19 protein-coding genes are annotated in these 22,050 nt (G+C 52.6%); 16 read left to right on the top strand and 3 right to left on the bottom strand.

The features are described from left to right. Positions 1-71: 71 nt before the first annotated feature. Entirely contained in the window at positions 72-878 is an 807-nt protein-coding gene (locus AC0YN4_RS23190; RefSeq protein ID WP_475836885.1) for a polysaccharide deacetylase family protein, read from the top strand. A 71-nt stretch (positions 879-949) separates the two neighbouring features. Here AC0YN4_RS23190 and AC0YN4_RS23185 read toward each other — a convergent pair whose 3' ends face one another. Further along, positions 950-1,507 (bottom strand): GbsR/MarR family transcriptional regulator, encoded by a 558-nt coding sequence (locus tag AC0YN4_RS23185; protein WP_475782842.1) that lies wholly within the window; start codon positions 1,505-1,507, stop codon positions 950-952. Positions 1,508-1,729: 222 nt separating this feature from the next. Between AC0YN4_RS23185 and AC0YN4_RS23180 the strand changes: the two genes are divergently transcribed. From AC0YN4_RS23180 to AC0YN4_RS23160, 5 genes are all read left to right on the top strand, one after another. After that, positions 1,730-2,512: an HAD family hydrolase gene (locus AC0YN4_RS23180; protein ID WP_475836884.1), complete on the top strand. Its 783-nt coding sequence runs from the start codon at positions 1,730-1,732 to the stop codon at positions 2,510-2,512. Then, positions 2,512-2,853, top strand: coding sequence for a DMT family transporter (locus AC0YN4_RS23175; protein WP_475836940.1), 342 nt, complete (start codon positions 2,512-2,514; stop codon positions 2,851-2,853). The genes AC0YN4_RS23180 and AC0YN4_RS23175 overlap by 1 nt, the downstream gene beginning before the upstream one ends. 31 nt (positions 2,854-2,884) lie before the next feature. Then, complete coding sequence (locus AC0YN4_RS23170; RefSeq protein WP_475782839.1) at positions 2,885-3,751, top strand: metallophosphoesterase family protein; 867 nt, start codon at positions 2,885-2,887, stop codon at positions 3,749-3,751. Positions 3,752-3,851: 100 nt separating this feature from the next. Continuing rightward, complete coding sequence (locus AC0YN4_RS23165; protein WP_475836883.1) at positions 3,852-4,523, top strand: carboxylesterase family protein; 672 nt, start codon at positions 3,852-3,854, stop codon at positions 4,521-4,523. 97 nt (positions 4,524-4,620) lie between these two features. Beyond that, positions 4,621-5,106, top strand: a complete 486-nt coding sequence (locus tag AC0YN4_RS23160; protein WP_475836882.1) for a hypothetical protein — start codon at positions 4,621-4,623, stop codon at positions 5,104-5,106. Between the two features lie 431 nt (positions 5,107-5,537). On the opposite strand, the gene AC0YN4_RS23155 is transcribed toward AC0YN4_RS23160, so the two are convergent. Together AC0YN4_RS23155 and AC0YN4_RS23150 are read right to left on the bottom strand one after the other, a co-directional pair. Continuing rightward, positions 5,538-8,582 carry a DEAD/DEAH box helicase gene (locus AC0YN4_RS23155; RefSeq protein ID WP_475836881.1) on the bottom strand — a complete coding sequence of 1,015 codons (3,045 nt, stop codon included), beginning with the start codon at positions 8,580-8,582 and terminating at the stop codon, positions 5,538-5,540. Continuing rightward, on the bottom strand, positions 8,579-10,243 hold the full coding sequence (locus AC0YN4_RS23150) for an SWIM zinc finger family protein (RefSeq protein WP_475836880.1): 1,665 nt from the start codon (positions 10,241-10,243) through the stop codon (positions 8,579-8,581). Before AC0YN4_RS23150 ends, AC0YN4_RS23155 begins: the two co-directional genes overlap by 4 nt. 182 nt (positions 10,244-10,425) lie before the next feature. On the opposite strand from AC0YN4_RS23150, the gene AC0YN4_RS23145 reads away from it, so the two are divergent. The 10 genes from AC0YN4_RS23145 (at position 10,426) to AC0YN4_RS23100 (ending at position 22,023) form a co-directional block, all read left to right on the top strand. Next, complete coding sequence (locus tag AC0YN4_RS23145) at positions 10,426-11,724, top strand: NCS2 family permease (RefSeq protein WP_475836879.1); 1,299 nt, start codon at positions 10,426-10,428, stop codon at positions 11,722-11,724. 132 nt (positions 11,725-11,856) lie between these two features. Next, complete coding sequence (locus AC0YN4_RS23140) at positions 11,857-12,324, top strand: chemotaxis protein CheD (RefSeq protein ID WP_475836878.1); 468 nt, start codon at positions 11,857-11,859, stop codon at positions 12,322-12,324. Positions 12,325-12,498: 174 nt separating this feature from the next. Beyond that, a complete protein-coding gene (locus AC0YN4_RS23135; RefSeq protein WP_475836877.1) occupies positions 12,499-13,821 on the top strand; it encodes a diguanylate cyclase domain-containing protein in 1,323 nt (440 codons plus the stop codon). A gap of 4 nt (positions 13,822-13,825) precedes the next feature. Further along, positions 13,826-14,485 carry a ribonuclease H gene (gene rnhA / locus AC0YN4_RS23130; RefSeq protein ID WP_475836876.1) on the top strand — a complete coding sequence of 220 codons (660 nt, stop codon included), beginning with the start codon at positions 13,826-13,828 and terminating at the stop codon, positions 14,483-14,485. A gap of 45 nt (positions 14,486-14,530) precedes the next feature. Beyond that, entirely contained in the window at positions 14,531-14,839 is a 309-nt protein-coding gene (locus AC0YN4_RS23125; protein WP_475782830.1) for a thioredoxin family protein, read from the top strand. Between the two features lie 197 nt (positions 14,840-15,036). After that, the gene (locus tag AC0YN4_RS23120) at positions 15,037-17,322 is read left to right on the top strand and encodes a putative bifunctional diguanylate cyclase/phosphodiesterase (protein ID WP_475836875.1); all 2,286 of its coding nucleotides are present in this window, start codon (positions 15,037-15,039) and stop codon (positions 17,320-17,322) included. Position 17,323: 1 nt separating this feature from the next. Next, positions 17,324-18,676, top strand: a complete 1,353-nt coding sequence (locus AC0YN4_RS23115; RefSeq protein WP_475836874.1) for an ABC transporter substrate-binding protein — start codon at positions 17,324-17,326, stop codon at positions 18,674-18,676. 140 nt (positions 18,677-18,816) lie between these two features. Continuing rightward, positions 18,817-19,902 carry a glycoside hydrolase family 172 protein gene (locus AC0YN4_RS23110; protein WP_475836873.1) on the top strand — a complete coding sequence of 362 codons (1,086 nt, stop codon included), beginning with the start codon at positions 18,817-18,819 and terminating at the stop codon, positions 19,900-19,902. A 98-nt stretch (positions 19,903-20,000) separates the two neighbouring features. Then, positions 20,001-21,290 carry a M48 family metallopeptidase gene (locus AC0YN4_RS23105; protein ID WP_475836872.1) on the top strand — a complete coding sequence of 430 codons (1,290 nt, stop codon included), beginning with the start codon at positions 20,001-20,003 and terminating at the stop codon, positions 21,288-21,290. Then, entirely contained in the window at positions 21,283-22,023 is a 741-nt protein-coding gene (locus tag AC0YN4_RS23100; protein ID WP_475836871.1) for an alpha/beta hydrolase family protein, read from the top strand. The genes AC0YN4_RS23105 and AC0YN4_RS23100 overlap by 8 nt, the downstream gene beginning before the upstream one ends. Positions 22,024-22,050 lie beyond the last annotated feature (27 nt).

Below are 22,050 nucleotides of genomic sequence, written 5' to 3'. Positions count from 1 at the left end.
AGATCTATTTAGTATGGTTTAGTAATAACTAGTGTGAAAACTAATCTGCAAAATCGGGAGAAAAGATCATAGTGAATAGACGTTACAAGCGCAAGCTTCTTATTCTGTGCGTTGGTTTTATTTTTGCAATTCTATCCTTCACTATTGGTGTCAATCAGCTGCTTACCTACAAGAAAGCGGTGGTTGTTTTCGCCTCGGGCAGGGAGTCAGAGGTTCAGATTCCGGTGCTCTGCTATCATTCGATTACGGATAAGAAATCAGGGGAGTATGTGGTCAGTCCGGCTCACCTCGAGGAACAGATGCAATGGCTGCACGAACAAGGCTATCGGAGCATTAACTTGGATCAATTCGAGCTATTAATGAATGGAAAAATGCCGAACGATGGACGAAATGTGCTGATCACGTTCGATGACGGCTATAAGGACAACTATACGAATGCCTATCCGATCTTGAACAAGTATGGTTATGTGGCTGTGGAGTTTCTGGTGACCAACTGGGTTGGCGGGCCGGACTATATGAATTGGAGCGAAGTTGATCAGCTCGGCAGCAGCGGCTGGGATCTGATGTCACATACGAGGACGCATCCGTATTTGCCCCTCCACACGGCGAAAGGCCAGGTTGATGAAATTGCCGGTTCCAAGGCCGCACTTGAGAATCATTTCTCCAAACCTGTTCGTGTCATCGCTTATCCGTATGGACTGCGCAGCTTTGAGACCATGAAGATCGTGAAGGACAGCGGGTATGATTATGCATTTACGTTCGATGATGGCATGACAACCTCGTTGCAGAATCCATATCTTCTAAAGCGGCTGTTCATCTCCGGTGAGCTGGATCTGCCTGCGTTTGAGCAGAAGATGGAGCCACAAGGTGAAAGCTAATCGCGTTTATGAAAAAAGAACCTTCAACGCCACTGCAATAGTGGGTTTGAAGGTTCTTTTGCATATACGTGTTATTCAGTTGAGTAGCCCTGAAAGAATTGTCCGCTCTCCAGCTGGTTGACGAATTGCTGCAGCCATTCATAATAACGTACGGCGTGTTTTAATTTATGGAGGTCCTTAAGACATAACATCCGCTCTTCCTCCGAGGTGTCCAGCTCGAGGATCATCTCCGATAAGGAAGGGAACACTTCGTCAATAGCGCTGCGCATGACATCGATTTCCCGCTGCAGCTTCGCTGCGAAGAATTGTTGGAACGCTTTGAAGAAATCCGTTTCGACTTCATAGAGCTCTTTACGGTCAGCCTTCTCTTCGAGTTTGACCATCATTTTGGAATCGATTAATGCGCGGACGGCGTAGCTCATATTGCTCTTGCTCATGTTCATGCTGGCTTGCATCTCTTCTTGGGTCATCGGCCGATCCTCGAAGAGCATAATGCCGTAGAGCTGGCCAAAGGAATAATTAACGCCGTACAAGTCCATTGTTTTTGCAATGGCATCGATGACCTTCATGCGAAACTGCTCGCGCGGCGACACCGGTTCTTTCAGTTTCCCCGAAGTGACTTTCTTCACGTTCTACGCCTCCGCCTCCGAATGTACAAGGGTTCCGAGAAATTATACCAAACCGATGGGAGAAACGAAATAACCTTGTTTATTTAGTTCAATAATTATTGAATTTAAATCATTAAATACGTGAATATGCTGTTATTGGACAAAAATTAAATATTTATTGAACAAATTGCGATTGATGAAGGCGCATGATATGAGTATAGTGGTAATGAGGGGGATGAAGACTTGAATCAATTGACGGCAGCAGGTGTTAGTTATCCGATTGATGCTATTTTATTTGATAAGGACGGCACGTTAATCGATTTTATCTTCACTTGGGGCAAATGGAGCGAGCATATGCTGGACGCGTTCGCTAACCAGCTCGAGGCAAACCAATTGCCGCCGATGCAGCTCGATATCGCAACCCTATGGGGGACGCGTCATGCCTCGAATGGGGAGATCATCGACTACGATCGCAATGGTCCCCTTGCGATGGGCACGATCGATGATCTGGTTGCCGTGCTCGCCTGGCAAGGTTATCTCGCGGGCCTATCATGGGCCGAGGCGAAGCTCGCCGTGCAGCAATGCCGGCAATATGCGGATGAGCAGCTTAACGCGGCGCGAGCAGCCAAAGCGCTTCCCGGCGTCATTCCTTTCCTGGAGCAATGCCGCGAGAACGGGCTTACCCTTGCTGTCGTAACTGCGGATGAGACCGAGGCAGCCGTCAAGCAATTGGAATGGCTTGGGCTTACGTCCTATTTTGCAGCCTGTATCGGTACGGATCAGGTGGAGCGGGGCAAGCCGTTCCCGGATATGGTGGAGCTGGCCTGCTCGAGGCTGTCGCTTTCTCCTTCGAGGGTGGCTGTCATCGGGGATACCAATGGCGATATGAAGATGGCCCGATTCGCCGGAGCGGCAGTTGCCATCGGTATTGCGGCCGACGCTAGTGATGGCGCTAGGGCGAAGCTGCCCGATGCGGATGCCGTTATCGTCTCTATGTCTGAATTAGAACTGCGTAAGCAGCTATGATGAAAGGTGAGAGCACCGTGGGTTGGATTCTATTAGCGATTGCTATCGCCTTCGAGCTAACCGGTACGATTTCGATGAAATTGTCCGCAAGCTTCACGAAGCTGATTCCTTCGATTATCATGTTTGTCTGCTATGCAGCAAGCTTCACATTAATTAATTACGCGCTTGGTTATTTGCAGGTTAGCGTTGTCTATGCCGTTTGGTCAGGTGTCGGAATCGTGCTGATTACGATTGCCGGGTATTTTATTTTCGACGAGAAACTGCCTCCGGTCTCCTTCTTATGGATTGGTTTGATCCTTGTTGGTGTTATCGGATTGCAAGTGAGCAGTAAGGCGCATTGAAACCGACTTCAAAGGGGGATATTTGCATTCTATGGAAATCAAAATTAATCAAGAGCTCTCGGAGCGGCCTTTGCTCTCCTTCCAAGTCATAACGGACACGCATATTAACAATGATCCGGCGCATGAGCATAATCGGAATTTGGAGCGGGCGCTGGCCGATATTGCGGCGAATGGTGAAGGAAGCTGCGGTATCATGCATGCCGGCGATTTGACGGATAACGGGTTTATCGAGGAGTATGAGGAATTTAACCGGATTTGGAATGCGAGCCGAGAGGCGCTCCCGAAGTTGTACGTGACGAGCGGCAATCATGATATTGGTGATGAATGGCAGCATCACATGGAGCTATTCTTAGCGCAAACCGGCATGAGCGGCATGTATCATGACCATTGGATTGAAGGGTATCATTTTATCTTCCTCGGAACGGAGGAGGGGATCGGTCTGTACTGCACCTTGTCGGAGACGCAGCTTGCTTGGCTGGATGCGAAGCTTGGCGAAGAGGCCTCGCCCGATAAGCCGGTGTTTGTCTTCTTGCATCAGCCGCTGAAGGATACGGTTGCAGGCTCGCTGGAAGCGCAGAACTGGTATGGCGTCACGCAGGATGCGGAGCTCAAAGCCGTGCTGGCCAAACATCGCCAAGCGATTCTATTCACCGGTCACACGCACTGGGAGCTGGATGCACCGCATAATTTCTTCGACGGGGGCGGGCAGCTGCCGGCGATGTTTAATGCCGCTTCGACGGCTTACCTATGGACCGATGAGGATGAGCATAAGGACGGCAGTCAAGGCTATTATGTAGAAGTGTATCCCGATCGTGTGCTCGTGATCGGCAGGGACTTTGAACGAGGCGAATGGGTGGAAGGCGCGCAATTTCAAGTGAATTATCCGGTCTCATCTTAGTTGTAGCAGGGCACCTTTGTAGGTGTCCTATTTTATTGTTGTCATTCGGACTTGGTGGATGTATTATTTTACCAAGTTAATTGGCGGGAGGACGCTGTGAATGGCATTGTATAAGCAAAGCTTGCAGACCGAAATCAGGAAGCCGATCTCGATTGGCTATCAGCTCTTTCTGCCATCGGGCTATGACGAGCACGAAGAGAAGAATTGGCCGCTGATCGTGTTTCTTCACGGCATTAATCGTCGCGGCGACGACCTGAGCGCGCTTGACGGATACGGGCTGCCGGCAATTGCGGAGAGCCGCGGCATTTTCAAATTTGTCGTCGCGGCTCCGCAGTGTAGGACACATTCGTTCTGGCCGATCGAGCGCGATGGCGTGATGGCGATGATCGATCATCTCGTTGCGACCTGCCGGATTGATGAGCGGCGTCTTTATTTAACCGGGTTTAGTATGGGCGGCAACGGGGCATGGGATCTGGCGGCTCGTTATCCGGAGCGCTTCGCGGCGGTGGCTCCGCTCTCCGGTTGGTACCAGCCCGAGGCAGCGGCCTTGCTGAAGGACGTCCCGATCTGGGCGTTCCACGGCGAAGACGACGATGTTGTGCCAGTGAGCGGTTCTCGCGATATGGTGCAGGCACTCCAAGCGATCGGCGGCAATATCGCCTTCACGAGCTACCCGGGGCTGAAGCACCCCATCATGAGTGAGACGTACCGGAATACGGAGCTGTACCAGTGGTTTTTGCAGCATGAACGGAGAGAGAGCTCAGCCGGTTAGTGGCTGGGCTCTTTGCTTGAAACGGAGCTGTGAGTGTGCTGTGCGTGCAACCTTCTATGTAGAGCGGCCGTCTGGTGAGGTAAAGGGGGGAGCTGGCATGAATAGAACTAACATCATATTGATTGAGCTGATTGCGCTCGCATGTGCATTCTATGGAGGATTCCTCCTCGGCTCGCATCAGAACAAGGCAGGGGAAGGGGCGGTCCAGGAAGCAATCGCTTCAAGATGGATCAAAGGGGATAAACCTCCATTACCGAAGATCGTTATCGATGGGGAAACGATTCCCGTGAAACTAAGCGCCTACTCGTGGTGCGGCTCATCCGCTCGGGATTCTGCAACCTGCACAAGTGTGGATGCATCTATACCGGAAGTGGAATCCGTCGTCGTCGGAGGTGGTGCTCTAATAGAGCAAGTCCCGCCGCCGGGGATTAAAGAGTTCACGCTGACCCATACAAGCAAGGATTATCAGGGTGATCCCTACTACGTCCCCGCCGAGAAAGGTGTTTACTTGTACCACATTCATTGCGAGTGGTTCCTTGACCAAGGGCAGGCAGAGTTTTATTTTGCGGTTGAGGTGAAATAGATAGAAGAAGGCGGCCTTGGAAGGGTCGCCTTTGTTGTTGACTCCAATGCCCTTCAACTGCGGGGCTGTCCGCTGTCCTCGCTCGATTGTCGATGCCATCGCAACAGTTTCTCAGCAGACTTACACGCTAACGAACCACTGAGGGCTTATTTGGGGTAAAAGAGTGCTTTTTAAAATCTAACGGATCCTACAGGTCTTATTATTGAATTTACAGCCTTATATTGTTCGAATTTCACCGAATAAGACCTCTACGGTTCGTTAGAATTTTCGAATCGCAAAATGACAACGGGTGGATCGTTCAGGAACAAACTGCTTAGTTTGCAGGAGCGGCGAACGAGGCATCTGGTGCTTGCGCAGCACGACACAAAAAAAGCTTTCTCAAAAAGCCGCCCTAATGCGGCAATTTTGAGAAAGCATTATTATCAAACCGGCTAACCTACCATCCAATCGCGGCGCAGGGTGAACATGTCCTTCAGCGCTTCGGTCGACAGTTCGGTGATCCAGCCTTCGGAGCTAGTGATGACGTTGTCGCTCAGTTGCTGCTTGCTCTCCAGCATTTCGTCGATGCGTTCCTCCAGCGTGCCGAGCGAGATGAACTTGTGCACCTGCACATCGCGAGTCTGGCCCATCCGGTATGCCCGGTCGGTGGCTTGGTTCTCTACAGCCGGGTTCCACCACCTATCAAAGTGGAAGACATGGTTCGCCGCTGTCAAATTCAGCCCGACTCCTCCGGCCTTAATGGACAGCACAAACACGTTCGGCTGTTCCGCAGCCGGAAGAGACTGTGACTGGAACTGCTCGATCATCCGGTCGCGGCCCGTCTTGGACGTTCCGCCGTGCAAATAGAGCACCGGCTCCTGCAATTCCTGCCCCAGCACCCGCTGCAGCATCTGCCCCATCCCAATATACTGCGTGAAAATCAAACAGCGCTCGCCTTCCTCGCGCAACTCCCTTACCATCGCCAGCAGTCGCTCCAGCTTAGCCGATCGGCCGATCAAGGGCTCCGTAGCCAGCAACCCTTCCTCATCCGGTTCCGGAATCGGTTCCTTCGTGAGCAGCATCGGATGATCACATAGCTGCTTGAGCTGGGTAAGCGCAGCGAGAATGGCGCCTTTGCGCTCAATGCCCTCCAGCGACTGCATCTTCTCCATCAGCTGATTAACTGTCTGATCGTAGAGCGCGCCTTGCTCTGCGGTGAGATTAATGTAGGTTTTCATCTCATTCTTATCCGGCAGATCGAGCTGAATCGCGGGATCCTTCTTCTTGCGGCGAAGCATGAACGGCTTCACCAGCTTCTGCAAATCCTGCGTACGTTCCTCATCGCGCGCCTTCTCGATGGCTTGGCTGAATTGCTCATTGAAGGCGCGAGAGCTGCCGAGATACCCCGGATTGATAAAATCATAGATCGACCATAGCTCGGAAAGTCGATTCTCAATGGGAGTACCGGTCAGCGCAATGCGGTGCCGAGCAGGGAAGCTGCGGATGGCCACAGATTGTTTGGTCCCGGCGTTCTTAATGTTCTGCGCCTCATCCAGGCAGACCGAAGACCAGTTAAAACTGCTGATTGTATCCTGATCCAGCGCAGCGGTAGCAAACGAAGTGAGCACAAGATCCGCTTCCTTCGCCTCTGCGAGGAAAGCTTCGCCGCTCTGCCGCCTGCTTCCGTAATGAAGCATGATGCGCAGCGAGGGGGCGAATCGCTTGAGCTCCTTCTGCCAATTGCCGAGCACGGAGGTCGGACAAATAAGCAGAGAAGGTACCGAAACCGCCCCACCGCAGCCATCACCACGACCATCGCCGTTAAGCTCAGTCATCTCCTTCACATGGAGGAGGTAGGTAATAAACTGAACGGTTTTGCCAAGCCCCATGTCGTCGGCGAGACAAGCGCCGAGTCCGAAGCGGCGCAGGAAGGCGAGCCATGCAAAGCCATCCCGTTGATAGCTGCGCAGCTCCGCCTGCAAGCCTGCAGGAATAGGGACCGAAGGCCATTCCGTCTGCTGCGTCAGCTGCGCCATGAGCTTCGTCAGATGCTCATTAAGCTCCACTTCAAGCTGAACACGGCCCGGATCTGCCTCGCCGCCGACAGCGCCGCCGCTATCTGCGGCACCGTCAACCGCGCCATCCGCACCGTTCCCAAGCAAATGCAGCTGCATAATGTCTTGAAAAGACAAGCCGCTGCTGCGATCCACACTAGCCATCGCTTTGCGAATTTGCGCGAGAAGCACCGGATCCAGCGGCACCCAGCGGCCCCGGAAACGGACGAGACGTTCGCCGCGGGCAACAAGCTCCATGAATTCCTCCTCGGTCAGATCGGTATCCCCGATCGCAATCCGCCAGTCGAAATCCACGAGCGAATCAAGACCGAACAGCGAACCGTCGCCGCTTGTGCGATCACCGCCTGCGCCCGGACGAACCTTGGCCCGCAGCCGCGGTTTCTTGCGGCTGGCTGCTTCCCACCAAGCGGGAAGCAGCACTTGCCAGCCCGCTGCGAGCAGCCGCTGGCTGCCCTCGGTCAAGAATTGCCATGCATCAGCATCGGTCAGCGGGCCATTCAAGACATCGTCGTCGCCGCCGTCAAGCCGTTCTGCAGGCAAGCTTGCCTGCAGATGCGTCAGCCAAGCGGCCGAACGCTCGCGCACATGCGGCGTCCAAGAAGTCGGCCACGAGCCTAGCGCCGAGCCATCCCTCGTCAGCCGCAGCGGAACGAGCAGCGAAGGCTCGCGCTTATCTTGCAGCACGAGCGCAAGCTGCCACTCATCCTCGCCTTCATCCGACGGCTCAAGCAGCTGCAGCAAGGGCCGGAACGGCGACGTATCGGCCTTCCAGCCGGCTGCGACAAGCCAGGCTTGTGCATCCATGCCGGCGACTGCCGATGCACGATCCTTCGCGAAGAGCATCGGGAAGTCGCGGCGCAAATCTGCCGCTGTCTCTTCCGTTCCATAATAGCGCGCGTACACAGCCGCCGAGAACGCGGCGCGCAAACCGGCGAAGAAAGCATCATCTTCGCTTTCCCCACCGTCATCAACACCGGCTTCGGCCTGCAATCCATATTGCCGAAGCAGCCCAATAGCCTCGGCATCCAGCTGCGCCTCGTCCCAGATCCACTGCAGCTTGCCGCTCCGGTAAGCCGCGAAGCTTGGCGCATACTTCCGTTCCTCTAGACATGCGGAGAGAACAGGTGCCAGCTTTACCAGCGCCTCGGCATCATTTTCCCAATTCCACTCCATATGCTCCAGCAGCCGGCGCTCGCCAAAGAAGGAAATGACATGCTCTGAGGGGAGCACCACAAGTTCCATGTCCTGGACCTTCTCGATCTCCAGCTCCGTTCCGTAGAAGGAAGGCGCGTGCCATGCGAATAGCCGATGCTTCACGTATACGCCCGTTACGAGGAGGCCCGGTATCGTGCCGTGAATGAGTGCATCCCCATGCGAAGTCAGGCTGACTTGAATCGAGATCGTCTCCGTGTACGTGCTCATGACAGCAATCCTCCTTTCCGAAGCTCTTCTTGCAAGGCCCGAAGGCGGCTGTGGCGGGCAACAAAACCGCCGATGAAGACTTCCCAGCGCTCGTCCTGCTTGGTTTTCTTATACAGCTTGTTCAGACGTTTCAACAGCTTCACGGCAGCCTTATAGCTGTCTCTATTCTTCAGCAGCACGTAACGCTCAACGGCTTGATGGTAGAAAGGAAGCAGCAGCTCCGGCGCTTCTTTCTCGATCGGCTTCAGCACACCGACCTTAAACGCAAGGGGCTCTTTACCAGAGCTGATTTGATAATCCATCCACTGCTGCCATCTGCCGTAGGTCAGCAGCGCCTCTTCGTAGAGACTGCGGGAATAGGGGAGCATGGCGCCAAGCGTCGCCCACATCCGCGGCTCCGCATCTTGAACATGCGTGAGCGCAGTCTCCCAATAGCCGCCATAGGAATTGAAGTCATCGCTGCGATAACGGCTGAGCATCGGACCGACCTGTTCCAGCCAGTTCACGAGCCTTGGCCATGCCTCAGCCTGCACGAGCGCTTCTAATAAAGGGTCTACTTGGCTCGGCTGCAGAGAGGCTCGTTTACCTTCTGCTTGAAGCAGCGCCCAAGCGTCCTCGTCTTGGTGCAGTTCGAAGAACAGCAAACATTGCGCCAGCATCCAAGGCACACGGGACAGATGCTGCCCATGAACGTCTTCGGCCTGCTGCAGCTCGCGCAATTCGTCTTGCACCAGCTCTTCGCTGCCATCCAAGTTTGGACGGATCCACTTCATCCAGAACAGCTGATACAGCTTGGCAAAACAGTTCAAGCTGCGATCTTCCCTCAGCATATGCGCTCGCAAATAAGCCAGCGTTTCCTTCAGGCGCGGCCAATAATCGGACTCTGAACCAATAGGCAGCGGTTCGGTTAAACAGCGAAGCGCAGCTTCGAGCAGCTCATCCATCGCAAGCTGGGTATGATACCCCATGAAATGGCCGGAATGGCGCCAGTCCTCCTGGGCCGGCTTCACCAGCTTCTCCAGCACGAACAAGTAAGCATGCAGATTAAACAGCTGCTCCGGCACCAGTGTGAGAGGCGGCTTCATGCTGTGGATGCCCGAGAGCATTTCCTTCGCTTCCTGCAAGAAGCGAGGGCTGTGATTGAAAGGGCCTAACGTCTTGCCAAACCGCGCATGCCACTCGGCTATGCTCAGTGCTGCGAGCTCATCCGCACGAAGTGCTGCGGGGCGAACGGCCGGTTGAGCCTTTCCGGTCCCTATAGCGCCTTTAGCCGCGGCATTTGCATGAGCAGTTGCCGCGGAGCGAGCATTCACAATGGCATGCACGGAACGCCCTTGCGAGGCGGCGTAATAGAGCAAGACTGCGACAACATGCTTGCAGCCTTTCGATTTGACAGGACAAGTGCACGTGCTTTCCGGAAGATCATCCAGGTACAAACTTACATCGTACATCTCTGAGCCGTCCACCGAAGCTTCTATTACTGTAGGTTCGGTCATGATGGCCGAATGGACCCGGTCCTGTTTATAGTATTGGAAGCCTCGTTTGATCGTGAGGTCGTCGAAATGGGTACCCACCTGCATAACGAGCGCGGTCCACTCGGTGTCATTAATGGAAAAAGGGAGTGATATCGTCATAATCGTCTCCTGCAATTGAATTCTCATAAACTGCATTCTATTATATCAGGTTTCGATTCACACAAAGGCGAACAGAGACAATATTCCTGTAAATTTCATCGGCAGCCCATAGAATACGTGTATCTATGACTATCCCTATGCGTGCAGGTTAGGTTTTTTTGATTTGGGGGAAGCTAGGTCAACAAGGTTTACAGGAGGCGCTGCAAGACATGGACAACCTATTTAAACTGCAAGAACGTGGCACTACGGTGTCAACCGAAATCATGGCAGGGATCACGACGTTTCTAACCATGGTTTATATCGTCATCGTAAACCCGGGCATTCTGAGCGAAGCGGGCATGGATTTTCACGGCGTATTCATCGCAACGGTGCTGGCCAGTATAGTCGCAACGCTAATTATGGGTTTATTCGCAAACTATCCGATCGTTATTGCGCCCGGGATGGGGTTAAACGCCTACTTTGCCTTCAGTGTCGTAGGTGGAAGCGGGATATCGTGGCAGGTAGCGCTTGGAGCCGTGTTTGTTGCGGGAATTCTGTTCGTGCTGCTGTCACTCACTTCGTTCCGCTACGCGCTGCTCGATGCGATTCCTACAAGTCTGAAACATGCCATCACGGCAGGGATCGGGTTGTTCATTACCTTCATCGGCTTGCAAAATGCAAAGATCATCGTCGACTCTCCGGCAACACTGCTGACACTGGGCGATCTCTCTGCGCCGATGACGCTGCTTACTATAGTAGGCCTTGTTATTTCTCTTATCCTAATGGCTTACCGGGTACGCGGGTTTCTATTTATAGGCATGATCATTACAGCCATCATAGCGTTGATAACCGGGCAGATGCACTTTCCCGATGCCATTGTTTCCATGCCTAGCGGACTGTCTGCAACAGCCTTCCAGCTGGATATTGGCAGCGTGTTTGCGAAAGGGCTCTATTCGGTCATTTTCACCTTCCTGCTGATCACCTTGTTTGATACGACAGGAACCATGCTGGGGGTGGCCGAGCAGGCCAATCTGTTACAAGACAATAAATTTCCGCGTTCGCAAGGGGCGCTGCTGGCTGATGCTGCCGGTACAACGGTCGGTGCGCTGCTTGGAACAAGTCCGACTTCCGCTTATATTGAATCCAGTGCAGGCGTTGCGATCGGCGGCAGAACAGGGCTTACAGCTGTAGTCGTTAGTATCCTTCTCGCGGTAACCTTATTCTTCTCACCTGTGGTATCCATACTGGCAGGCATTCCGGCAATTACAGCGCCTGCACTTATTATCGTCGGTTTCTTGATGCTGAATGTGCTGCGCAAAATCGAGTGGCATGACATCGAGGAAGCATTCCCTGCATTCCTCATCGTTGTCCTTATGCCTTTAACGTATAGCATAGCGACAGGCATCGGCGTAGGATTTATCGTCTATCCGGTTCTGAAGCTGGTACGCGGCAGAAGCAAAGATGTCCACCCGATCTTCTATTTGTTCGCGGTCTTATTCTTCATCCAGCTCGCATTTTTCAATCATTAAAAAAAGTTTGAAAAGTATGAGTGAAACTTTCTTGAATACAACTTGTACGCTAGAAGAAATCTAACATTTTCTTGCTATACTGACAGAGCAGCAAACAAATGTAGCCGCCACAGGGGATAGGAGTCAGTCAGCATGAATAGAGTCGTTGGATTGGGAGAATGGGTTTGTTCAGGCAACCAAGTAGAGACTATCACAACCTTCTCCCTGTCCACCTGTGTGGCGGTTACAGCTTACTGCCCGGTTAAGAAAGTAGCGGGCTTAATTCATATTGTGCTTCCGCAGCCGCTTTCCGTGAAGGACGAGCTTAAACGACCGGGACATTTTGCCACAACAGGCGTTCCATTACTTATTCGCAAGATGGTGGAGCAGTTTGGCTGCCGCAAGCACAACCTGATTATCCAGCTGTTCGGAGGCGCACAGCCGAAGAAGCGTGATTACTTCCGGATCGGAAGCCGCAACCTGGAGCAAGTGCAGCTCATGCTGCAGCACATGAACATAGAGCCCATTAAGGCTGAAGTCGGCGGCCAAGTAAGCCGTACGCTTATTATGAGTGTGAAGACAGGCGAGATTAAGCTCTCCACGTTACCTCTCAGTTCGTAAGTTGAGTAGACAATCGGCGATATTACATTTAGAGGAAAATTCACCATTGTTGTCGAATGATGACTGATAAACCTATCAAGCAGGTGCACAGACATGACGACTTGGATAAGTACAACCACAATTATAGGTGCAATTTCAGCGGCTCTCTTAGGGGGCCGCTTCTATTACGTTCGGATGAGCAGAGCGGTGGCGCAGTTCAAAGCGCTTCAGTTAGAATATGCGACCTTGCTGCGAGAGCAGCAGGGAATTACGTTTAAGATTAAGAAGGTAGATGGCCGCTATCATTACACGATGGCTGACGGCCAACTATTCTATAGGCTCGGGCTGACGCAAGCGGACATTGGCAAGACCATGGAAGATATCATGCCGGAGAGTATGCACAGCTATATTAGAAGCATATACGACCGGGCATGGGCAGGGGAACAGTTTCAATACGAGTCCGAGCTAAAGGGATATACCTATCTGAACAGTGTCATGCCGATTAGGAAAGACGGCGAAACGGTGGAAGTCATCATAGTTGGCAGCGATATCACCGGGCGGAAGAAAGCGGAGCAGGACATGCAAGAAAGTGAAGACCGCTATCGCCGTTTAGTAGATCTGTCGCCGGATGCGATTATGGTTATCGTGAAGAGCGAGCTTGTACTCGCCAATCAGAAGGCGGTTCAATTTCTGGGCGATGGCAGTCTCGAACAGTTAATGGAGCGTCCGCTTCGGGCGATGGTGCATCCGGATTATTTGGCAAGAGCAAGCAAGCATGTCCAGCAAGTGCTTGAGAACAGGGACGTCCTGCGGCCCTTCGAGAGCGTCTATTTGCGCGTGGATGGGCAGTCGATCGATGTGGAAGTGACAGCATCTTGGATGCAATATAATGGCGAGCCTGCCGTTATGGTCATTTTCCGAGATATCACGCAGCGTAAGCTTGAGAAACAGCAATTGCAGGAAACGAATAAGCTGCTTTCTCAACTAGCCCATGTCGACGGACTGACGGGCATTGCTAACCGCCGACATTTTGATGAAATGTTCGACAAAGAGTGGGAGCTGGCTGTTCAGGGGGCGCTTTCGTTGTCGGTTATCCTTTGCGACATCGACTATTTTAAAGCGTATAATGATAGCTATGGACATCAAGAAGGGGATTCCTGCTTGCGGCAAGTCGCCGGCGTACTAAGCAGTTTACCGCTGCCGAACGGCGGATTTGTTGCGCGATACGGCGGTGAGGAATTTATCGTGCTGCTTCCGGAAACGAACATTGAAGATGCAGCGGTGTTTGGCAGCATGCTGGGCAATCAAATCAAGAAGCTGGGTATCCCGCATCGTGCTTCGCACGTTAGCAGCTCGGTTACAATTAGTGTAGGTGTAGCAGCCTTAAGGCCGACGGTCTTGATCGACAAAGAGATGCTCGTTCGGCATGCGGACAAGGGACTCTATGAGGCCAAGCAGCGGGGCCGGAATCAAATGAAGGTCTATGGCAGTGAATCTTTGATTAAAGAAGGTGTGTAGGCAGGTGGCCAAGCAGAAGTTTTATGTCGTTTGGGTAGGAAGAAAGCCAGGCGTATACAGCAATTGGAGTGAGTGTCAGGCTCAAACGAGCGGATTTGACGATGCGAAATTCAAGTCCTATGAAACAAAGGCAGCAGCCGACGAAGCCTATCAAGGCGGATGGAAGAGACATTGGGGACAAGGCAGCAGCAGCGCCTCGAGCAGTTCCGGGCAGAACTTTAAACGGAAGAGCTCCGCAGCGGAAGCAGGCAGCGAAGAGATAGATTATAACAGCATCTCCGTAGACGTTGGCACAAACGGTAATCCCGGACCCGTGGAATATAAAGGCGTGGATACGCAAACGGGCGAAGTGATCTTCGCCGTAGGCCCGGTATCCAAAGGCACGAATAACCTCGGAGAGTTTCTCGCCATTGTACATGGACTGGCTTATTTGAAGAAACTTGGCAGTAATAAGACGGTATACAGCGATTCGATGAATGCACTCAAATGGGTGAGACAGAAGGAAGTATCCTCTACGCTTGTCAGGGATGCGTCAACGGCAGAAATTTGGGGCATGGTAGACCGTGCCGTCAAGTGGCTGCAAACCAATACGTATTCGAATAAAGTACTCAAGTGGCAGACGAAGCAGTGGGGCGAGATTAAAGCGGATTACGGGCGCAAGTAAGCGTCCGTTCTACGCCGAATACAGGCAGATGATTGGAGTATGCATATGGCTTTTCAAGAGATGACCGAACAGGAATGGCTGGGACAGCCCAAAGCGAAGAAGGGGCGGGAAGCGATCTACTTCTTCACGCCGCTATGCGGGACATGCAAGCTGGGGCTGCGCATGCTCGAAATCGTAGAAGCAGCCGGCAGCACGACACCGATTCGGACGATGAATATCAATTTCTCACCGACCCTGCGAGATGAATGGCGAATCGCCAGTGTACCTTGTCTCGTCCTTCTGGAGGATGGAGAGCCGGTCCGGTTCGAATACGCGATGAGGTCTGTTGATGACCTCTATCGACTGCTTAAGTAACGTTCCTTTCCTCACAGATCGGAACGTTTTTTTTCTATTTTTTTGAGAAAAAATAGAAATCTAACAGTTACTAAATAACTTTACTAACGACTGTGTGGTACATTAGTATCAGATTAGTCCAAAAGCACGATTTTTGGTGGAATTTGTCGAAAATGCCGCTTTACTACATATAGATGCTGATTGAGGAGGCGGAGTTTGTGAAGGCGAATTTCAAGCCCTTTCTATTTATATTATTATGCTCTACCTTGCTGGTCGCCGGAATCAGCTTCTTCTCTTACTCACAGTCCAAGTCCATACTGAAAGAGAAGATGACGCTCTCGACGCAGCAGATGGTTATGCAGTCTGTCGATAAATTGAACCTCACGTTACGGAGTTATGAGGACCTGACGTACAACTTTATTACAGACGGCGTGATCTTAAGCAATTTGGCCGATTACAGCAGCACCAGCAGCGGACAGCTGGAACGTTACACCGCTTCGAATGCGATCAAAACAACCATTGCCGTCCGTTTCTTCAGCAAAGGCGAAATCACGGCCGTCCACCTCTTGCCTCGGGATTCCGATTTGAAGGTCATCACGACCACCCCTCCTGATGTACCTAGTATCGATTACACCCATACCGATTGGTATAAACAAGCTTTGGCCGGAGGCAGGATCGTATGGCATGAAACGAAGAGCGAGGGTTACATGTCCGGCTTGTCGTCGTTTGCGATCAGCCGCAATTTGACACTGAGCTCCGGCCGACGATATCTTCTCATGGTCGAGATTAGTACTCGTGTGTTGAATGATACGCTCTCCGATAGACAGCTTGGGGACAGCGGCGAAATTGTCCTGTTAGATGGGAGCAACCATCTGCTAAGCGCGGCGCGTGGTGCCGGTGAAGGAGAGGTTTACGCGGTTCCTGCACTGAACCGGACCGATATAGACAAGGATGCCTCCTTGTCGACGATCGATACCGCTACGATCAAGGTGAACGGCACGCAGCAGTTGATTGTGGCCGGCAAGCTGTCCACCGCGGGTTGGAAGGTTGAGGCGGTGATTCCGGTCTCGGAGCTTGTGAAGGATACACGTAAAATTCGCAATACAACACTCGCAAGCGTGCTTACCATTGCGATTGTGACGTATTTGCTCAATTATTTGTACCAGCGCAGGCGAAGTGATGCCAGGATCCGCTATATGGCGTATCATGACCATTTGACCGATTTGGCCAACCGCAAGCTGTTTAACGAACTCTTGGAGAAGGAGATCGTCATTGCCAAGCAGCATGGGCAGCGTTTTGCCGTCCTGTTTATTGACTTGGATCGACTCAAGATCATTAACGATACCTTCGGACATGGTGCGGGTGACAAGCTGCTCGTTGATATTTCGGATAAGCTGAAGCGGCACCTCAATAAAGCCTTCACCATAGCACGATTCGGCGGGGATGAGTTTCTTGTATTAATGCCTCAAATCAGTGAGTATGACGAGGTTGAAACGGTTATTTATGAAATTGCAGCACTCATCCAGCAGCCTATTTATTATCAGGATAAAGAATTGTTTGTTTCCGCCAGCATCGGTGTCAGTATTTATCCGCACCACGGCGAGGATGGACAGTCGCTCATTAAGAATGCCGATATGGCGATGTACAGCGTCAAAGAAAGCGGACGAAGCAGTCACAGGTTTTACGATGCAGCGATGGATAAGAAGTCATACGGCAACCTGTCGCTGGAGCGGGATTTGCGCAAGGCGCTGGAGCGGGAGCAGCTGCTGCTGATGTATCAGCCGCAATATGAGCTCGCAACCGGACGAATCGCCGGTGTCGAGGCGCTGGTCAGGTGGAGACATCACGAGCATGGACTTATTTCGCCGGCTGAATTTATCCCGATCGCCGAGGATTCCCGTCTCATCATTCCGATAGGGGAATGGATTCTATATACAGCCTGCAAGCAGAATAAGGCATGGCAAGACGCCGGATTACCCGCGGTACAAGTTTCCGTCAACTTATCCATTCATCAATTTCAGAGCAACGGCATTATTGAAACGGTATCGAACATTTTGCAACAGACAGGCCTTTCACCGCAATATCTGGAGCTTGAAATTACGGAATCGATCGCGATGCAGGATGTCGAGAAGGTCATTCTTACGCTGCAAGGCCTTTCTGAGCTGGGTGTCAAAATTTCCATCGATGATTTTGGAACAGGTTACTCTTCGCTCAGCTACTTGAAGAACTTCCCCATTCATCGACTGAAGGTGGACAAGTCCTTCTTGGACGATATGATCCAGAACCCGAAGGAGCGCGCGATTGTCGGAGCGATCATCGTCATGTCGCACAGTTTGAATTTATGCGTAACGGCCGAAGGCGTCGAGACGATGGAACAAGTGAAGCTACTGAGCGAATTGAACTGTGATGATGTTCAGGGATACATATTCAGTCGTCCTCTCTTACCAGAGGAATGCGCGAATCGTTTAGTCGAAAATGTCAGTTATGCAGGCAGGAGGCTATAGCATGGGAGTTCATCCTACTAGAAAGCTGCGCCCGTTTGTTTACGCATTGATGATGTTGACCATGGTAACAGGCTGCAGCGCCAAGAATAATTCGAGTTCGGAGAATGGCAGTCTAAGGAGCGAGCCGGTGCAGGCGAATGCGCCATCGGAGAAGGTTACCCTTAAGATGATGGAAAGTTTGACGAACCCTCAGCGAACAGGCATCTTGAAAGAACAAATTGCGAAATTCGAAGCGCAGAACCCGATGATTCATGTGGAGTTAATCTCGCCTCCATTCGACCAAGCGGACGAGACGATTCGAACGATGCTTGCCGCTAAACAAGATCTGGACGTGATCGAGGTACGGGATGTTAATATTGCGGATTATGTAAGTAAACAGTACATTGATCCCCTGGATACGTATGCTGCGAGCTGGAAGGATTTCTCGACCGTGGCGGAAATTCCGCTGAATGTGGGCAGTGTGCAGGGACAGCTTTATTTTCTGGCCAACGGACTGTATGAACGGCAGCTCTATTATCGCAAGGATTGGTTCGACAGTCAGAAGCTGATGCCGCCGGCAACGTGGCAGGAGCTGTATGAGACGGCCGTGAAGCTGACCGATCGCAGCAAGAACCGCTACGGATTCTCCTTCCGCGGCGCGAAGGGAGCCAATTCGATCTTTGATACGATGGTCCGGACGTACAATGGCGATGGGATGAATGTGGATGACGGCGCCTTCCGCAAAGACGGCACGAGTGCGTATTCGTCGCCTGAAGCGGAGCAAGCACTTTCGTTATTTGAACTGCTCTATAAGAACGCCTCGCCGGAGGAGTCGTTGTATTTTGGGTTTGAAGAGCAGGTCAATGCGTTCACCTCGGGTCAGACTGCTATGCTGCTCCAGGATTCCGATGTCATTCAGACGCTTCAGGCTAAGATGCCGCATGGCACATGGGCCACAGCCCCGATGCCAGCAGGACCGAATGGCAAGGCGTTAATTACAGTCGGAGCGGCAGGCTGGGGAATTCCCACGCAATCGCTGCATAAGGAAGAGGCATGGAAGCTGATTGCGTATCTGTCGAGCCCGGAGCAGAACATCTCTATGGGCAAACGATACGGATTGGTGCCGATTCACACGACTGCGGCTGCAGATCCGTTTTTTATGACAGGTCCCTATAAACCATTGATCGAAATGAACAATAACCCGGATAAATACATGTACTATCGACTTCCGATTCAATACCCCAGCTATTCCGAATGGGAGAGACGCTCGACCAAAGCAGAACAGCAGATGCTCCTCGGGGAAGCAACGTTGAAGGAAACGTTGACGGCTTGGGATACCTTCTGGAAGGAACAGAAGGAGCTCATGCAGCGTTAGTAAGAAGCAAGTCCGCCGGTTGGGTGGACTTGCTTTTTTTTACAAAAAAACGTTGACAGTTTGTCCCAAGCGGGAGTAGCATAGGTGCCATGTTACAAAAGTAAACCGTTTTCATTCTATCGTGAGGAGTGTACAGCGACTTGTATAACTTTAATGGTTTGGATTTGGGAATTGGAAACCTAGCAAGACTGTCGAATGCGAAGACGAGATCGATCAGCCCGGAGAACTTTACGGGTGAGCCAGGCAAGGGCGCCATGGCTGCTGAGGGTACAGGCGCAAACTGCGCACGTGATTTGGGAGTCAGCTGGAAAGTATCGCCATCCGTCGAAATCGCGGCGGGAGAAACATTAACGATGGGCGAAATTACCGGACCCGGTGCGATTCAACATATTTGGTTGACCTGCCATCCCGGTTCGTGGAGAAATATGATCTTCCGCATTTATTGGGACAATGAGGAGACGCCTTCCGTAGAAGTACCTGTCGGCGACTTCTTCTGTAACGGCTGGCAAGAGCGCTGCAACGTGAATTCGTTCCCGGTTGCGGTTAATCCGGCCGGAGGCATGAACAGCTACTGGCAAATGCCTTTCCGCGGCTCGGCGCGCCTCACAATGGAGAATACGTCGAAGTCGGACAAGGCTGTCCTGTACTATCAAATCGATTACACCCTTACGGAAGTGCCGGAGGATATGGCTTATTTCCACGCCCAGTGGAGAAGAAGCAATCCGGTCGCTTACAAGGATGTTCATACGTTAATTGACGGCGTTAAAGGTAAAGGCCATTACGTGGGTACTTATCTCGCTTGGCAAGTCAATAACACCGGCTGGTGGGGCGAAGGCGAAATCAAGTTCTTCATGGACGGCGACAGCGAGTTCCCGACGATCTGCGGAACGGGTACGGAGGATTATTTCGGCGGTGCATGGAACTGGGAGCATCCGCAGGGACAATATGGGGTTTACTCCACGCCATTCCTCGGTATGCACCAAGTCATTAAGCCGGATGGCCTGTACCGCAGCCAACAACGTTTCGGAATGTATCGTTGGCATGTTCAGGATCCGATTCGTTTCGAATCCGAGCTGCGCGTGACGATTCAAGATCTGGGCTGGCGTTCCGGCGGCCGCTACCTGCCTCAGCAAAGCGATATCGCTTCTACGACCTTCTGGTATCAAGCGGAACCGCATGCGCCATTCCCAGCTTTGCCGGGCAATGACGAGCGGGAAGTTATTTAATTCGTGTTTGTGGATGGAAGCCGGCTCAAGATGAGTCGGCTTCTTTTCTGTGCTATGATAATCTCATCCCAAACATTGGAAAAGCAGGTGGTAACTCTATGCCTTCGCGAAAGTTCGCCGGGTTATGGAAATGGATCGCACTAACGGCCGGCTATGCGGTCTTGATGGCTGTATATGTCTGGTTTACCTCGCCGAATAACGTACCGGCTGCGTATGTCGGGACCGCCGCCGATCCGGCGACATTCTTCAGCGCGGAGCAGCTGAAGGACAGTGCGGTGTTGAATGCGCTGCGTAATTGGATATTCTTCATTAGCGGGCCATGGGAATGGCTGATTTATCTGTTTCTGCTCTTCGGCGGTCTCGCTCGTTATTGGCGGGATGCATTGGAGCGCCGGGGGCTGCCGCTTGTTGTGCGGTTTCCGCTATTCGTGCTGCTAGTTGACGCGGCTTCGTTTGTGTTATATTTGCCGCTTCGCGTGTTTGGCTATAGCTTGTCGAAGTCGTATGGCATTACGACGCAGCCTGTACCGGGGTGGATTCGGGATAAACTGGTTGCCTTTGGCGTGGGGTATGTGACGCTGCTGGCTGTTTCTGCGGTAGCATTCTGGATTCTCTCTCGCAAGGGCCGATGGTGGCTGAAGCTGTGGCTGATCTCGGTGCCGTTCACGGTGTTCATGATGTATGTGCAGCCGGTCGTCATTGATCCGCTGTACAATCATTTTACGGAGCTGTCTAATCCGCAGCTGGAAGCAAGAATTCTGGAGCTCGCTGCCAAAGCAGATATACCGGCTGATCGTGTGTATGAGGCGGATATGTCCACCAAGACCAATGCGATCAACGCTTATGTGACTGGGATTGGTTCTTCTCTGCGCATCGTGCTGTGGGACACGACGCTGAAACAGCTGACCGAGCAGGAGATTCTGCTCATTATGGCGCATGAGATGGGGCACTATGTGATGCACCACTTAGAGTGGAGCGCACTAGGCGCTGTCGGTTCGTCCCTTGTGGTTATTGTTGTTGGCGGCTGGATCTATACATGGAGCATTCGCCGCTACGGGGATCGCTTCGGCATTCGCAGTCGCTCCGATATGACGGCACTGCCGTTCTTGCTGCTGATTATCGCTGTGCTGTCTTTCGCGTCGCTGCCGGTTAGCAATCTCGTGTCGCGAGGCGCGGAATCCGCGGCTGATGCCTATGCGATGGATTTGCTCGGCAGTGCGGACGGCTCTATCTCGATGCAGCAGAAGACTGCGGTTATTACGCTGAGCGATATTAACCCGCCGCTGCTGGTGCGCTGGTTCCGGGATACGCATCCCAGCGATCTGGAGCGGATTGCGGCGGCTATGACATTCGAACGTGAGCATAAAGGGGAAGGAACGCATGAGTAATTCTCCTGCCAAAGGCGAGGTCTCGCTCTATCTGCTGAGCGGTCTGGCGACCGCTCCGCAATTCATGGAGAGCTTTCGAGCTGCGCTGCATGCTATACTGACTCGAGAAGGCTACGAGGTAGGTGCTTCGCAGCTGCTCTTCCCCTATGGGGATTGGAGCCGGAACGTCATCCCGCAGCTTTGGGAAATCGGGCGTGATATGCGGCTTAGTTCGCGGCATGCTGCTCGCTCCATTGGAGGGAAGCGCGTGGTCGCTGAGATTCAGGCCGGACGACTTCGCCGAGGGCTGCAGGGAGGCCGGACGATTCTGATCGGCCACAGCGGCGGCGGCGTAGCAGCCGTGCAAGCGGCGAAGCTTCTGCATGAGCAAGAGGGCGGGGCACCGAGCCCGGTAGTGATGATTGGCTCGCCGCGATGCCGCATTGCGCAGGAGCTGCGGCAGTCGGTGCTGTTTGTTCATGCTACCGCGGAGTCGCCGGAGTCTGTTGGCGACCGAGCGATTGATAAGATAAGCCGGCTGGGCACATTCGGCGGCTGGGCTCGCGGGCAGCGCGGCTTCCTGCCTGTATGGCAGCCGGATAAGCATGGGCCGGCCGGAGCATGCGGCGTACCGATTATTGGCAAACATGCGGATTATTTTCGAGAGCATGCACCGTATACGAATCGGATGGGCTTGTCGAACCATTGGCTGACGCTGCAGGCGGTATGGGGCTGGCTTAGCGGAATCATCTAGAACAAAGTCTTGCTGTTCTCTGGTAAT

Source organism: Paenibacillus sp. J22R3 (assembly GCF_056269305.1).
The sequence above is the reverse complement of the archived record's forward strand: the minus strand, read 5'-3'. Positions and strand labels throughout refer to the sequence as shown.

What these genes read in the sequence shown, in the direction of transcription:
- AC0YN4_RS23175 (WP_475836940.1), top strand. Translation starts at nt 2,512, where the DNA reads ATGAAAGGTGAGAGCACCGTGGGTTGGATTCTATTAGCGATTGCTATC.
- AC0YN4_RS23170 (WP_475782839.1), top strand. Translation starts at nt 2,885, where the DNA reads ATGGAAATCAAAATTAATCAAGAGCTCTCGGAGCGGCCTTTGCTCTCC.
- AC0YN4_RS23165 (WP_475836883.1), top strand. Translation starts at nt 3,852, where the DNA reads ATGGCATTGTATAAGCAAAGCTTGCAGACCGAAATCAGGAAGCCGATC.
- AC0YN4_RS23160 (WP_475836882.1), top strand. Translation starts at nt 4,621, where the DNA reads ATGAATAGAACTAACATCATATTGATTGAGCTGATTGCGCTCGCATGT.
- AC0YN4_RS23155 (WP_475836881.1), bottom strand. Translation starts at nt 8,582, where the DNA reads ATGAGCACGTACACGGAGACGATCTCGATTCAAGTCAGCCTGACTTCG.
- AC0YN4_RS23150 (WP_475836880.1), bottom strand. Translation starts at nt 10,243, where the DNA reads ATGAGAATTCAATTGCAGGAGACGATTATGACGATATCACTCCCTTTT.
- AC0YN4_RS23145 (WP_475836879.1), top strand. Translation starts at nt 10,426, where the DNA reads ATGGACAACCTATTTAAACTGCAAGAACGTGGCACTACGGTGTCAACC.
- AC0YN4_RS23140 (WP_475836878.1), top strand. Translation starts at nt 11,857, where the DNA reads ATGAATAGAGTCGTTGGATTGGGAGAATGGGTTTGTTCAGGCAACCAA.
- AC0YN4_RS23135 (WP_475836877.1), top strand. Translation starts at nt 12,499, where the DNA reads ATGAGCAGAGCGGTGGCGCAGTTCAAAGCGCTTCAGTTAGAATATGCG.
- AC0YN4_RS23125 (WP_475782830.1), top strand. Translation starts at nt 14,531, where the DNA reads ATGGCTTTTCAAGAGATGACCGAACAGGAATGGCTGGGACAGCCCAAA.
- AC0YN4_RS23115 (WP_475836874.1), top strand. Translation starts at nt 17,324, where the DNA reads ATGGGAGTTCATCCTACTAGAAAGCTGCGCCCGTTTGTTTACGCATTG.
- AC0YN4_RS23105 (WP_475836872.1), top strand. Translation starts at nt 20,001, where the DNA reads ATGCCTTCGCGAAAGTTCGCCGGGTTATGGAAATGGATCGCACTAACG.
- AC0YN4_RS23100 (WP_475836871.1), top strand. Translation starts at nt 21,283, where the DNA reads ATGAGTAATTCTCCTGCCAAAGGCGAGGTCTCGCTCTATCTGCTGAGC.